Annotated in this window: 11 protein-coding genes and 3 pseudogenes; 4 read left to right on the top strand and 10 right to left on the bottom strand. The window is 68.6% G+C overall.

All coding sequences use genetic code 11. From position 1 onward, the window contains the following. The 6 genes and pseudogenes from ACFVYL_RS14665 to ACFVYL_RS14640 all read right to left on the bottom strand — a co-directional run. Window positions 1-981: trypsin-like serine protease (locus ACFVYL_RS14665; RefSeq protein WP_389715522.1), on the bottom strand; the 981-nt coding region annotated here is incomplete at its 3' end. A 110-nt stretch (window positions 982-1,091) separates the two neighbouring features. Beyond that, window positions 1,092-1,619 (bottom strand): hypothetical protein, encoded by a 528-nt coding sequence (locus ACFVYL_RS14660; protein ID WP_389715521.1) that lies wholly within the window; start codon window positions 1,617-1,619, stop codon window positions 1,092-1,094. Window positions 1,620-1,803: 184 nt separating this feature from the next. After that, a complete protein-coding gene (locus ACFVYL_RS14655) occupies window positions 1,804-2,208 on the bottom strand; it encodes a hypothetical protein (RefSeq protein WP_389715519.1) in 405 nt (134 codons plus the stop codon). 101 nt (window positions 2,209-2,309) lie between these two features. Continuing rightward, entirely contained in the window at window positions 2,310-5,708 is a 3,399-nt protein-coding gene (locus ACFVYL_RS14650; RefSeq protein WP_389715518.1) for a hypothetical protein, read from the bottom strand. A gap of 984 nt (window positions 5,709-6,692) precedes the next feature. Continuing rightward, window positions 6,693-6,864: pseudogene (locus tag ACFVYL_RS14645) on the bottom strand (DDE endonuclease); the annotation flags it as partial. A 40-nt stretch (window positions 6,865-6,904) separates the two neighbouring features. Continuing rightward, window positions 6,905-7,321, bottom strand: coding sequence for a hypothetical protein (locus ACFVYL_RS14640; protein ID WP_389715516.1), 417 nt, complete (start codon window positions 7,319-7,321; stop codon window positions 6,905-6,907). A gap of 253 nt (window positions 7,322-7,574) precedes the next feature. Between ACFVYL_RS14640 and ACFVYL_RS14635 the strand changes: the two genes are divergently transcribed. Further along, window positions 7,575-8,630 (top strand): type II toxin-antitoxin system Phd/YefM family antitoxin, encoded by a 1,056-nt coding sequence (locus ACFVYL_RS14635; RefSeq protein WP_389715515.1) that lies wholly within the window; start codon window positions 7,575-7,577, stop codon window positions 8,628-8,630. Between the two features lie 314 nt (window positions 8,631-8,944). Here ACFVYL_RS14635 and ACFVYL_RS14630 read toward each other — a convergent pair. Next, window positions 8,945-9,196: pseudogene (locus tag ACFVYL_RS14630) on the bottom strand (transposase); the annotation flags it as partial. 122 nt (window positions 9,197-9,318) lie between these two features. Here ACFVYL_RS14630 and ACFVYL_RS14625 point away from each other — a divergent pair. Beyond that, window positions 9,319-9,501 (top strand): annotated as a pseudogene (locus tag ACFVYL_RS14625) (SRPBCC family protein); the annotation flags it as partial. 144 nt (window positions 9,502-9,645) lie between these two features. Here ACFVYL_RS14625 and ACFVYL_RS14620 read toward each other — a convergent pair. After that, a complete protein-coding gene (locus ACFVYL_RS14620; protein ID WP_389715514.1) occupies window positions 9,646-10,074 on the bottom strand; it encodes a hypothetical protein in 429 nt (142 codons plus the stop codon). A 483-nt stretch (window positions 10,075-10,557) separates the two neighbouring features. Between ACFVYL_RS14620 and ACFVYL_RS14615 the strand changes: the two genes are divergently transcribed. Further along, entirely contained in the window at window positions 10,558-10,833 is a 276-nt protein-coding gene (locus ACFVYL_RS14615; protein ID WP_389715513.1) for a hypothetical protein, read from the top strand. 167 nt (window positions 10,834-11,000) lie between these two features. Here the strand turns inward: ACFVYL_RS14615 and ACFVYL_RS14610 are convergent, their stop codons facing one another. Continuing rightward, window positions 11,001-11,117, bottom strand: a complete 117-nt coding sequence (locus ACFVYL_RS14610) for an HNH endonuclease (RefSeq protein WP_389715512.1) — start codon at window positions 11,115-11,117, stop codon at window positions 11,001-11,003. On the opposite strand from ACFVYL_RS14610, the gene ACFVYL_RS14605 reads away from it, so the two are divergent. After that, entirely contained in the window at window positions 11,118-11,393 is a 276-nt protein-coding gene (locus ACFVYL_RS14605; RefSeq protein WP_389715511.1) for a hypothetical protein, read from the top strand. Window positions 11,394-11,986: 593 nt separating this feature from the next. Here ACFVYL_RS14605 and ACFVYL_RS14600 read toward each other — a convergent pair. Next, window positions 11,987-13,084, bottom strand: a complete 1,098-nt coding sequence (locus tag ACFVYL_RS14600) for a glycosyltransferase family 2 protein (RefSeq protein ID WP_389715510.1) — start codon at window positions 13,082-13,084, stop codon at window positions 11,987-11,989. Window positions 13,085-13,089 lie beyond the last annotated feature (5 nt).

Genomic DNA, 13,089 nt, shown 5'->3' with positions numbered 1-13,089 from the left:
ACGGCGATGCTCGACCAGATCAGCCTTGCCATCACCCGTCACATCCGAGAAATACAGACGGCCCAAGTCCTTGCCATCGACAAAGCGTCCCCAACCGGAGGACATGACCGTGCCGGCCGCGAAACGGCTGCCCAGGTTGCGGTGGTAGACCACATCACCGTTGGTGCGGTGGACGAGGAGGTCGGCCTTGCCGTCGCCGTCGATGTCGGCGGGGTGGATCTGGTCACGGTGGCTGACGTCCTTGACCCAGCCGGCCAGATCGTCGACCCGTGCGTCCACCGCTTCGGTGCGTGTGGCCTGCGAACCGAGGCACCCGCCCTGCCAGGAACGGCTGTGCAGCGAGACCAGTTCGGACTTGCCGCCCTTGACGCGGAGCAGGGGCCCACCGGCGTCGCCCTTGCAGACCGACGCGCCGTCCAGGCCGGTCAGGGCGGCGGTGGTGTTGTCCGTGGAATCCACCCGGAAGGACCCGGTGTGCAGCGCGTCCGGTACCCAGGTGGTCTTGGTGCGGCCGAACCCGGCACCGGTCAGGGTTTCGCCCGTGGCGGGGGCATCGCCGGCCACGGGCACCGGGGTGACGTCGGCGACGGGCTGCGCCAGGCGGATCATGGCGACGTCGCGGTCGTCACGCGGGACCACCTCGATGATGTCGATGCTCTGCTTGCCCACCGTGGCCGTGGACTTCAGAGCCGGTTTCCCGGCCGGAACGTCGGCGCCGGGGGTGGTCGCGAAGCAACTCGTCGCGGTGAGCAGCCACTGCTTGCTCACCACCGCGCCGGAGCAGCCGCGGAGGGGGTCCTTCCCGCCTATGTGGAGCTGCGCGGTGAAGGAGTGGTCACCGGCCGGGGCGCGGTCGCCTGTCAGAGCGTAGGCGGTGGGTGCCGTGGCGAGCATCGCGATGGCCGGGGCACAGATGGTTGAGGCGAGAGCCGCCGCCAGGAGACGGGGCGCCCGCACCGAGCGGGTCTTGCTGCCGGACACGTGTTTCGTTCCCTTGTTTGTGGACTGGTGAAGTGCTGCAGGGCGCATCGAAGGCGTCGTGGAACTGCGGAATGCCGCGTGCCCGCTGTGCGCGTGATGTCGGGCGGGGGCTACTTGGACGTGCGGATCTCCAGGAGGACGTGCTCACGCCCGCCCGGGTCGACGGTCTCGCCGACCGGCTTGAAGGTGTTCTTGTCGACCGCGACCGTCGACTGCTTGCCTTCGGCGCTCAACTTGAGATCGGCGTCCATGGCACTGGTCTTCACGCCGTAGACGGCGGGGATCTCCATGGTGAGATAGCCGGACGTGCCGGTGGTGCGGAAGCAGATGCTGTCGTTCCGCCGCGAGTAGACCTCCATCAGGCCGCTGGCGGAGCCGCACTCGGCGAGGGTGATGTGTCCGTCGCCGCGCTTGAGGACGATGCCCTTGTCCTTCAGGATCCGGTCGGCGTCGGGGTAGTTGAAGTCCTCGACCGCGTAGCCGGGCTGGCTGTCGGCGGCCGCGGCCGCCTTGCTGCCGTCCGCCCGGGGCTGAGCCACGGCGTCGCCCGAGCCGGTCGAGGGGAACAGGGCGACGATCGCGACCGCCCCGGCTGCCGCAGCAGCGCCGATGACACAGATCCGCCGTATGGGATTCATCAAGTGATGTCCTTTTCACGAAATAGAAAGGGAATGAAAAGCAGAGAGGGGAAATTCATACGCATTCCCCACCGGAAGCGATGTCAACACAATCACCCCCCTCACGGAAAGTCCAGCCGGAGATGGCAGTGAAAGGCATGGATCCCGCATGATCGAATGTGGAACCCATCACGCGGGACGAGGGTCACCCAAGGAGATATTCCCTGACCAGGAAAGCAAGTACGGCGGCGATTCCCAGGGACACGAAGACCACCGCCATATAGAGGCCCGATGGCTGCTCCATCTCCTTGCCCGCAGCCTGAAGTTCTTCGTTCCTCTTGATCTGGGGACGGCCGAGGACGATGAGCACTGCCAGACCTGCCATGCACCAGGCGTACATCTCAAGGGACTCCGCCGCGCCGTAACCACGGGCCGCGGCGCTCCCCCAGATGCCGAGCGCTCCGATGCCGGCGGGAACGACGAAGAAGAGAGGAACCAGCGCCTTCTTCTTCGCTTTCCGGATATACGGCAGCATGGCGAGGCCGGGGAGAAATGAAAACGCAGCCGCGAGCACCATCCACTGGCCGACGGAAAGGCCGGAACCGAACATGAAGAACTCTTTCAGACGGGAAGGGCGAATGGACGGGTGACGGCCGGGTACCGCCACCCGTCTCTTTTATTTTTCTTCTGCTCTCGCGGGACGGAAGTCCGCTACCAGGTCAGCCATCCAATGGTCGTGGTGACGATCCCTCCGGCGGCGTCACTGATGGCCGAGCCCACGTTCTTCACGCCGTCCTTGGCCGCCTTGAAGCCGTAGCCGAGCTTGCTGGCGATCGCTCCCTTGCCCATGAAGATGCCGCCGAGCGCGAACATGCCCAGGGACTCCTTGAACTGCGCGCTCCACCAGCCGCGTCCTATGCGGTCGTCGAAGCCGTGCGCGAGGACGTTGAACCCCTGCGCCACCCACGACGCGCCTCCCAGAATGGCCCCGGCGGCGAACAGGAACGGCGCGGCCGGGGCGCCGATCCCGGTGGCGAGTGCGAGACCGCCCAGGCCCATGGCCCCCAAGCTCAGCGTTCCCAGGACGGTGCTGGCCTGTGAGGTCGCGTCCTGCCATTCCTGGGCGTTGTGCCCGAGCCAGGTCCCCGGCTGCTCGACCTTGCACTGGTCGTTGGCCGACGTGTCGGCAGGGTTCTTGCTGTTCGCCTTGGCTTCCTTGGCCTTACGGACGGCTTCCCTGGCCGCTGCGGCGGCCTCGGCCTTCCGTTTGGCGATGGCGATGCTGCGGGCCTCACCGGCGGCGACCGCCGCGGCCTTGGCGTCCTTGCCCGCCTGGACGGCGGCCGCCTTCGCCTTGGCCGCGGAGGCCTGCGCGGAGTTGGCCGAGGCGACCGCGCTGCCGGCGGAGTCGTAGGCCTGGTTGGCCGCGTAGTTCGCCGTGCGGGCAGCGGTGCGGGCGGTGGTGGCGGCCTTCTTCGCGCTCTGCGCGGAGGTCCGGGCCTTCTCCGCGGACGCGTCGGCCGCCGCTGCGTTCTTGCGTGCCTCGCCGGCCGACTCCGAGGCGTCGTCCGCGTAGTTCTTCGCCCTGATCGCCCAGTCGGACGCCTCCTTGGCCGCCTTCCTGGCCTCCGCAGCCGCCTTGGAGGCGTGCGCGGCGTCCTGGAGCGCCTCGGCGGCCACCTTCGCGGCATGCGCGATCGACGCGCGGATCGCCGAGATGTGGCTGGCGGCGTCGTGGTCGACCTGCGCGATGTGGTGGTGGTCGCGTGCGACGAAGAACCGCCGCATCCGCGCCGGGCCCTCCAGGACGACCTGGCAGGCGGACTTCAGGTTCGGGCCGCCGTCGTTCAGCAGCCGGAAGACCTCGACCTTGTCGTCCTCCTGAAGCGCCTCGCCGAGGCCCGAGGTCAGGAACTGGTCCAGTGCCTCGGCACTGCCGTCCGAGAGAGCGGCCTCTGCGGCCTCCTTGACGGCCTTGCCGGGCTCCAGCCCGAGGATCTTGAAGACCGCGACGCGGTTGTCGGTCAGGGAGGCCTTGATCCGGCCGGTCTCCAGGAACTTGGTGGCAGCGTCCGGATCATCGCTGTCGATCGCCTTCTGCGCGGCCTCGGCCACGGCCGCCGGGGCGACCTCGGCGAGAACGAGGACACTTTCGCGGTCGTCCTGCCGCTGGGCGGCGACCCGGTCGACGTCGATCCAGTTCAGGACGTCCGCATCGGTTCCGGCGAGTGCGAACTCGGCGGCTGCCCTGGTCCAGGTGCCATGGCTGTCCAGCAGTCTCGCGGTGGCCTTGCGACCCGCCACGGTGGCCTTGGCCCGGTCACCCGCTGCGAGGGCCTGCTCGGCCCCGGCGATGAGGTCCTTGGTCGTCTTGTCGGCCTGTTCGGCCAAGTCCCGCTGGCGCTCGATGCGTTCGAGGGTCTCGGCCTCCTGCTTCGCCTGTTCGCGGGCGAGTGCGATGCCTGCCTGCGTGTCTTCCTCGATCCGCTTCGTCTCGGCTTCGCGGGCCGCCTTCTCGACCTCCTGGGCCTCCTTGACCGCGTCCATGGCGGTGTTGGCGGCCTTGACGGCTTGTTCGGCGTACGCGGTGGAGCGCTTGGCGTACTCGACGGCCTTGCCCGCGTTCTTCGCCGCGTCCTCGGCAGCGTCGGCGGCCTTGTCCGCGTGGTCGGCCGCGGAGTTGGCGGCGCGATGCGCGGTCGCGGCCGCGGCGGACGCCCTGTTGGCCAGGGACTGCGAGGTGGCGGCGGCGCGGGTGGCACGCGCAGCCGCGGAGTTCGCTTCGCCCGCGGCCTGGCGTGCCTCACGGGCCTGGGAGGTGGCGACTCCGGCGGCGTCGGCGGCGTCGGCCGATGCGGTCGCGGCGGCAGCGGCGTTCCGGGCCGCGGAGGCGGCGGAACCGCCCGCCGCGGAAGCCTGCTTCGAGGCGGTCGATGCGGCGTCGGCGGCCTTGGCCGCGGTGCGCGCCTTCTTCGCGGCGTCCCTGGCGCCCTCGGCGGCCAGGCGCGCGGCGCGGGCCTGGGAGGCGTCCTTGGAAGCGGCGATGGCGGCGCCGTAGGCACGCGAGGCGGCCCGGCCGGCGGTGGCGGCCGCGGCGGCCGCGGCCTGCGCGGCGCGGGTGGCACGGGCGGAGGCGGCCTGCGCGGTCCGCGAGGCGTAGATCGCGGTCGTCGCCGCGGCGGCCGCACCGCGGGCGGCACCCGCGGCCTTGTTGGCGGCACTGGCCGCCTTGTCCACGTCCTGCTTGGCGGCCTTGGCCTCCTCGGCCGCCGTGAGGGCGGCCTGCTTGGCCTTCTCCGCGGCGGCCTTGGCCTGGTCGGATGCGGCGACGGCGCGCTCCGTGGTCGCCTTGGCCTGCCTGCCCTCGCGTTCGACGATGGCGACGAGCTGATCGATCGTCGCCTTCTCCTCGTCGCGGGCACGGGCGATGTGCTGGCCGGTGACGAGGAACCAGTGGATCGCCTCCGGAGTCCCGTCGGCGAGTGCCCGCTCGGCGTACTTCTTCACCTCGGGCGAGGCACCGTTGAGGAGGGTGAAGACCTCGACCTTCTCGTCCTCGGCGTGGGCCGTGTACTGAGTGTCGGTCAGAAACGCGTCCAGGGCCTTGCGGCTTCCCTCGGCCAACGCCTTGGACGCTTCGCGCTGGACGGCCTTGCCACCGCCGCTCATGACGGTGAACGTCTCGACGCGCAGGTCGGTCACCAGAGGCTTCTGCCAGCCGTCCGACAGATACGTGTCGATGGCCTTATCGCCACCCGACAGTGCCGTGGAGACGCTGTCGCTGACCGACTTCCCGGCGTAAGCGAGGGACTCGAACAGGGTGAACCTGTTGTCCTCGGCGCGGGCCCGGTCGAAGCCGGTCGCCAGGAAGGCGCTCACGGAACCGGTCGTCAGGGCGGCGGCAGCGGCCTCCTTCACCGCCTTGCCGCCGAGCTTGTACGCCCAGACGACCTTGCCCCGGTCGGTGTCGGGCAGACCCGCGTCATCGGGAATGTCGGGCAGACCGGCAGCGTGGGCGCGACCACTGCCGATGGTGGGGACAGCGGCAACGGCCGCTCCGGCGGCGATGCCCACGAGGAGCGCGCGTCGGCTTAGGAAGGTGGCAGTCAAGAAGACAACTCTTTCTCGAGAATTCAGAACCGGCGTTCTACCTGTTGATTGTTTTCATGCTGCCGACTCGCCTTTTCAATAGCCCCAGCGGCCAACAGGAAAACCCCCAGGAAATACCGGGCCAATGAACGCCGCACTCAAGCGAACCGGGCAGACGCCAGGATCACTACAGCTGAATCAACCCCCACTCGAAATGCAATAAATCGCCACGAAGAGCCACATCTCCCCAGTTGGGCAGCGGAAAGCTCCCCGTCTCAAAACCCCCTTGAGCGGCTAGTTCATTAGAACAGCACAACAATCCCCCAAAGTGGACATTTAGGGACCAAGTGCTCGATTACAAAATCGTAACGAGAGGGGCTCGCCACGGGGGCTTCGTGTAAACGAGAGGGGGTCGCGCATCTCCCCAGCCGCCAGGTCGCTTTACCTCCACATTGCCCAACTCTCGCCCGATGGGAGGGGCTTGCAAAAATGGGGCACCGCAGGCGAGCGAAAAATCTACTTCTTAAGGGTTCCTGCGTAAGCTGGGCCGGACTTTCGCCCCATGGAGGATTTCGTAGAAAGCTACGACGTTCGCGGCGGTTCATCCCAGGGCTGTGAGACTCGATGCGGCCGCGCGGGCGGTCCCTCACTTCCTCACGCGGCTGCGGCCGCCGCCCCTCAGAGCTGCGGGCCACGTCGCTTCTGACCTCGCCTGAGTCGTTCCGCGATGCCAGCGGGAGTCACTTCCGTTCGTACGGCAACGACCGCGATCAGCTCGGGAGTCACTGCTATCAGCCGCCGGCGGACGCGCTTCCCCCCTTCCTCGATAGCTCCGGGCCTGTGCCGTCGGCGAAGGCGCAGGTCCGGGTGGAGCGCCCTCGCGAAGCGAGGACGTACGACCTGGACGGGCGCCGAGCGACGGCCATCATCGGTCCGCGAGGAAGAGCGTCAGCGACATCCGAAGTCATCGCGAAACGGCATCCGTTCGCACCTCCACAGCCACTGCCAGGAGAAGCTCTTGCGCCCGTCGGCACGGGCGTCGGGGCAGGGCCGGTAGATCAGCCGGGAGCGTTCGCCGGGCTTGTAGCAGACCAGCGCGGCGACGGACAACCGGCGCCGGGAGCGGCCCCGGACCCGGATGACGGGGGGTGTGACCGCGGCGCGACCAGGTGCGGATGGGTGGGCGGCGCCAAGCACCCGGTGCCTACGCAGATCGTTCACGAGGTGTCCTTCTTCTTGGTGCGGCGAATGATTCGATTGATTACGGCCAGTCGTACGCAGTACGCCAAGGAGGCGACGGCCAGGGTGGGGAGGACCGCCAGGGTGGGGTTCACCCAGGCCGGGACCAGGTCGTAACCCGCGTGGCATCTTTCGTGCAGCGGGTACCACTGCCCGAATTCGCGGAAGTGTTCCCTGCGGTACGCCGAGTCGTAAGCCTGGCCTGCGCTGTGGCATTCCTCTTCCGTGTCCAGCCCACCGGCCAAGGCGCCGATGAGGTAGGTGATCCCAGTCCCCAGCAGAAGGAACACGGCAGTCACGGCGAACCAGACGGGACTGCGCCGCCAACTTCCGGCGAACAGTGGGTAACACCAGAGCCCAATGAGGACAGGCACAAGGATCAAGATGATGCTCATGGAGTAGCCCTGCCCACCCTCCCCTGCTCTACCTGGCGCCGACCGCCCGCTTCGCGGCCCGCCTGCGGTAAGCGGCAAGGTTCTCCTTCGTACTGGGCAGCCTTGCGGTTCTCCAAGCCGATGAGGGCGAGTTGGAGGGCCGCGAATCCCTGGCAGAACTCGGCGCACTTCTCCTCGCCACCGGCCTGGTGGCCACCTGCCGTCCCGCCCCCCCGGCCGGGCCGCCGCATCGCCGCCAGTAATGTCCCCTCGTATGGACAACGTTGAACTGAGCGACGCCATAACGGACTTCGCGAGTCTCGTCGGTCGCGTCGAGGAGACCGGGGAGCGGGTGTGTGTCACCGACGGCGGCGAGCCGACGAGTGTGCTCCTGCCCGCGGCGGAACTCGCCGAGCTGGAACACTTCGCCCAACGGGCCCCCGATGGCGCGCGGCACCGGCCCAGATCCGGTTCGGGGCAGGGGCACCCGTTCGGCCCGGACCCGCAGGGCCCGTACATCCGGTATGTGCACGCTGACGCGGGGCGGATGACCTTCGTGCGGGACCGGGTGGTTGTGGCCGAACTGCGGTCCGTGGCGGAGCTCGACTGGCTGGAGGACAGGGCGCGCACGGGCCGCCAGAGTTACATGCCGCCGAAGCAGGTGGCCGCGTTCGAGGAGTTCCTCGCCCGCCAGGGCCCGGTGGGCGACGGCGTGGCGTGGATCGCCGGCAGTTGGCGCAACCAAGAGCCCTTCACGAAACTCGTGTTCATCAAGGGACCGACCGCCGAGGACGTCGCGCTCTCCTACGGGGCCGACGCACAGGACATCGCCGACGGGCTGCTGCTCCACCAGGTCGAGGAGCGGGACGCACGGGAGGGCACCGACGACCTCACCCGCGTACTGGCCTTCGGGGAGGAGAATGGCTGGACGTGGCTGGGCTACCACGACTTCGACCATGCCTTCTCGCGCTCCCTCGACCCGCCTCCCGAGCAGCAGATCACGCTCAGCGCGACCATGGCCAAGGCCATCTACGACTTCAGCTACTTCGAGGACGGGGTGTACCAGAACCCCTTCCCTCTCGAGGACGGCGCCGAAGACCGGCGGGACATGTACGAGCTCATCTGGTACACCCCGGGGGAGGTACCGTTCGCCCCGGAAGCGCCGCTGTCCTTCCTCAACCTGCACCTGCGCATCGCGGAGAAGGCAGGCAACTGGACGGACAACATCGCGCTGTTCTTCGAAGGCCTGGAACGAGCCTTCGGCCTCGCCCTGCCCCGGGACGCGATCACCTCCGGTAACGTGCGCTGCGCCCGTCCTGCCCGTCGCTGAACCAGGGGCGGGCCCGGACAGCGGCGAGGAATTGGCTGCTGCCTGCGTTGAGTTTCCGCACGGCCGGCTCGACAGGCCGGGCTGGTCGACATGCCGGGCTGGTCCACAGCTACACCACGTGGTCGTGGGCACGTCAGCGGCACCAGACGTCATGCGGTGGTCACGACGGGCGCGTGCGATGTGCCAGGTGAGAGCCCGTCACGGGATGGACGCCTGCTGGCCAGTCAGGGCGCGCGGCGGCCACCACGGCGGCGACGGGGGATCGTGGGTCGCCTCGGCTCCAGGTCCTCCACGTCGTGTATGAGGTCGACGCCTTACTGGCCCTTACAGAGCCGTTGAACGTGGCGGTGGGTGATCAGACAGACGGCAAGGCCGAGGAATGCTTCGTGAATGTCGTCGCGTCGTTCCCAGCGGATCCGTAGGCAGCGGAAGCCGTGCAGCCAGGAGATCGTGCGCTCGACGACATAGCGGAAGATGCCCAGGCCGGTGCCGTGTGGCTGACCCCGCTCCGCGATGACCGGTCGGATCCCGCGTTGCCAGAGCAGGCGCCGGTACTTGTCGTGGTCTCTCACGACGGCGCTACCTGGACCCTCAAGACGCTCACCTCGCTCAAGAACACCGAGGTCACTATTGCTACTGGCACGCCCGTCGAGGTCACCCTGCCCAATGATCGGACGGGCACCGCCACGTCACGCTGCCCTCCGGGGAGACCGTCTACAACCCGGTTCGTGTGATCGCCAGCAACGCAGGCAGCGAAGTGATCTTCACCCTGCGCCGCCGACCGGAGATGAGCGACGCCGACTTCGAGCGTGACGCCAGCATGGTTGCTGCCGACCTGTCCCGCCTCAAGGAGCTGATGGAATCCGCCTGAGGTGCCCTTCTGCCGGGGTCACGGGGACGGAGAGAGCCGACAATGACCCGACCTTTATCCGACTTCGATGGCCAGTGATCCAGGTCCGATGGCACGGGACACCGGCGCTCGCCCCGCCCCTGTGCGCCCCGTTGCAGGGCCTGGTTACTTCTCGGCGGCGGCCTGCTCCTCTGCGGCCGTGACCGTGGCGGGCTTTCCGTCCTGGAGTTGCTGGAGCTGCTGGAGACGCTTCAGCGTCGCGCTGAGCATGGCCCGCGCCCCCGAGGGGTCACCACCGGTGTTGCCGTCGATCTGCACGCGGATGACGGTCTTTCCCGAGCGGCTGTATCCGTCGACGTGGTCCTGCACGGTGTACCGGGGAAGGGTCTCGCCGTCGCCCAGCACCGCTTTGGTGAGGTCCGCCTGGGTGAGGTCCTTCGTGATCGGCTTCGGAGCCGGAGAGGCGACCTGCTTGCTGCCGCCCTCGCCGTTGGAGGCGGAGTCCGGGGCGTCGCTGCTGGAGGAGCAGGCCGTGAGGGCGGCCAGCGCGACGAGTGCGACGGCAGGGGCAAGTGCGAGGCGTACATGCGACACGAGCAGAGCCCATCCGCCGTGATCATGAACCGGCAGTGCCTGCGCCCTTGAGAGCCAGTCCCCTGTGGGAGGGATGCCGACGGTGCCTGAGCGAAGCGAAGGCACCGTAACTACTTGATGGTCTTGCTTGATGTTTTTACTAAAGGCGCCTGATCTACCGGGACCCGGATCACCGGAAGCCGGTTTCACCGGCGCCGGGTTTTCAGGCCCCGGTGATGCTTCGAGGCCGGGCTGATAGGTCGGCCCCGCTCCGCACTCGTACCGCGCTGCTGCTCTGCCTCGCGTCGATGGCGCTCACAGCGGCGACCCGTGGTCAGTTGGGGGGCACCCGGGGACCGGGCAGAGGGGGGGCGCGGGGTCGGCCGGGCAGGGGGGATCACCTCCGGGGCGGGGCATCGCACACGTACCACGTTCCTAAGCACGCCCCGCGGGTACTCACTTGATCGCGAAAGCTCTGGCACAGCACGCAAGGGAAGGTCTGTCATGACCAAGCGTCAGCAGAAGATCAACAAGAAGCGCTCCCCGTACAGCCCGCAGAACCTCAAGCGCGTTGCTCGGCAAACAGGCGTCAGGCGAGTTTCCGCGGGAGCCTTCTCGGAGGCAACCGCTATGGGAAAGGAATACTTCTCAGCGGTGTTGCATTACGCAACGGTCTACGCGCAGCACGCAAGGCGCCGCACAGTGTTGGCCACTGACGTTCAGCACGCACAGGAAGCGCTGAGCGCCGGCCGCGATGACTCCGGGCCCGAGAAGGGATAGCGGGGCGGGCGTAGTTGAACCGCCGCTACCGCCGTGTTCGGCCCCCGGGCCAACCGGGCGTCGTGTTCGGCCCCCCGGGCCAACCGGGCGCCTATTAGGGCGAGTGCACACCTACACACACCTCTTTGCACTCGCAGGAGCACAGTCAGGAGCGGCACGGAGCGCTGTTAGAGCGGGGCACCAGTGGCCCCGAACCCCGTTGCGGTCCTGAACTGGTGGCAGTCGTGGCACAAGACCTGAATGTTGCTGTCTGTGTCCTCGCCTCCGAGGGAGATCGGGCGCACGTGGTCCAGGTCCACCCCGTCCGCGGGGAAGTCGCCCAAGCACCAGTCGCACCAGACCGAGTCTGCTCCGCCCTGCTCGCCGAGGCCGCCGCCCACCGCAAACTCGACACCACCGAATCGGTTAGCGACGTCCTGGTCTCGCGGCTGCGGCGGCTGGCCGACCTGCCCGCCGACACCTCCGCCATGCCCGAGCCGGGCACCGCCACCCCGCAGAGCGCCGGGCAGTCGAAGCGGCCTTCCAGCGGGCGCAATACCCGGCCCATGAAGGCAAGGTGATTACTGAACCTGCAAGTTGCAGCAGGTCAGCGGCCTGGGCACTCTCCGTGTGGCTGATCAACGACGAAGAGGGGGACAGATGTTTCGACGACGTGCTGACCGCGAGTTCCGTGACGCCCAGCTCGCCGGCCAGGCTCTGCTGGAGCTACAGGCGACTTGGGCGGTGCCCGTCTTCGTCAGCCAGGCCGCCGAGCCGGATCCAGGTTCCGCGGTTTCGCAAGCACTTCCGCCTGATCAAGAGCACCGATCGAGCATTTCCGGCCCGGCGGGCGCGTCGCCATTCCGGGCGGGGAAGAAGCGCGCCGTCGGCGCGGCAAATCCGGAGACCCCACCGCGTACGGCGAAGACCCGCGTCGCGGCACAAGCTTCGTCACGGACACCCCGGCCATGAGCAACGTCGTCGCGGCCACCACCGCGGCAAATGCCTGGAACCCGTCCCTGCGCGTCGCGAGCGCCGACGCCCCGCCGACCCCGAGCACGCCGGCCACCGGCATTCCTCCGTACACGGATCTTCCTCCACTCGCTCCGGGGACGGACCACCGCCCGACCGCCCCCGTCCCGCCCCCGCCCCGGCCCGGTCGGCAATGCAGAATTCACGTCGCGCACCAACGCTCCTCGCGGCGCCTGGCCATGTCCCACAGGGACCGCACATACACAGCGTGCTGGAACATGTCGTAGGCGAGTTCAATGGCGAGCGTGCCCGCGAGCAGTTGGCCACGCCACCCCGCACCCCGCGCCGTCACGACCTTCTCCGCGACGAATATCAGGCCGACCGCGAGCCAGAAGCGCGAGAAACGGGGCCTTCCCCGGGCGAGCATCCACGCGGTGAACACCAGATAGAGGGCGAGGAAAACCACCGAGAGGCCCATGAACGCCTGGCGGACGATATAGGGGGCCGTGACCCGGGTCCAGCCGTAGTCGCGTAAATTCTCCAGCGCTCCGCGCTGCCAGCGCAGCCGCTGGTGCCAGAGTTTCGGCAACGTCGTCATGACTTCGGTGACCACGCCGCAGCCGGGCGGCGAGATCGTACGAAAACCAAGCGTCCGCACCGCCTTGGTGATCTCGTCGTCCTCGGTGAGCGAGGCGAGGGAGTAATAGGACGTGCCGCCGCCGAGACGCCCGGCGCGCCGGGCCCGTTCGATCTCGCGCAGCGTGGCCACCCGGAAGAGCGTGGCCGTGCCCGTGAGCACGTCCGCGCGATAGCCGCGCCGCGCTATCTCGCGGGCGTAGCGGTGGAATTCGATGCGCTGGAGCGCGCCAAGGAGACCGCCACCGTCCTCCCCGTAGAAGATTCCGCCGACCGCGCCGACCGTGCGATCCATAGCGTCGATGGCGCTGGCGAGGAAGGTCGGCCACAGCGTGGTGTCGGCGTCCTGGACGAGCACCAGGTCTTCGTCGGCGAGCCCGGGCAGGGCCCGGCCGAGGGCTTGGTTGAGAGCGCCGGCCTTCTTGTGCCGGTTGCCCTCGGAGGCGATGACCTCCGCGCCTGCCCGGCGGGCGATGTCGGCGGTCGCGTCGGTGCAGTTGTCGGCGACCACGACGATCCGGTCCGGAGCTCGCCGCTGCCGGCGCAGCGCCGCGATGGACGCGGCGATGCGCTCGGCCTCGTTGTGCGCGGGGATCAGGGCCACGATCCGGGGCCGGCGCGTACTTGGGGAGCGGCGGCCGGCGAAGAGCCTGGTGCGTCGCATCGTTC

Source organism: Streptomyces sp. NPDC058308 (assembly GCF_042880275.1).
Classification (GTDB): domain Bacteria; phylum Actinomycetota; class Actinomycetes; order Streptomycetales; family Streptomycetaceae; genus Streptomyces.
This window is presented reverse-complemented; position numbering and strand designations above follow the sequence as displayed.

What these genes read in the sequence shown, in the direction of transcription:
- ACFVYL_RS14655 (WP_389715519.1), bottom strand. Translation starts at nt 2,208, where the DNA reads ATGTTCGGTTCCGGCCTTTCCGTCGGCCAGTGGATGGTGCTCGCGGCT.
- ACFVYL_RS14615 (WP_389715513.1), top strand. Translation starts at nt 10,558, where the DNA reads ATGACCAAGCGTCAGCAGAAGATCAACAAGAAGCGCTCCCCGTACAGC.
- ACFVYL_RS14660 (WP_389715521.1), bottom strand. Translation starts at nt 1,619, where the DNA reads ATGAATCCCATACGGCGGATCTGTGTCATCGGCGCTGCTGCGGCAGCC.
- ACFVYL_RS14635 (WP_389715515.1), top strand. Translation starts at nt 7,575, where the DNA reads ATGGACAACGTTGAACTGAGCGACGCCATAACGGACTTCGCGAGTCTC.
- ACFVYL_RS14600 (WP_389715510.1), bottom strand. Translation starts at nt 13,084, where the DNA reads ATGCGACGCACCAGGCTCTTCGCCGGCCGCCGCTCCCCAAGTACGCGC.
- ACFVYL_RS14640 (WP_389715516.1), bottom strand. Translation starts at nt 7,321, where the DNA reads ATGAGCATCATCTTGATCCTTGTGCCTGTCCTCATTGGGCTCTGGTGT.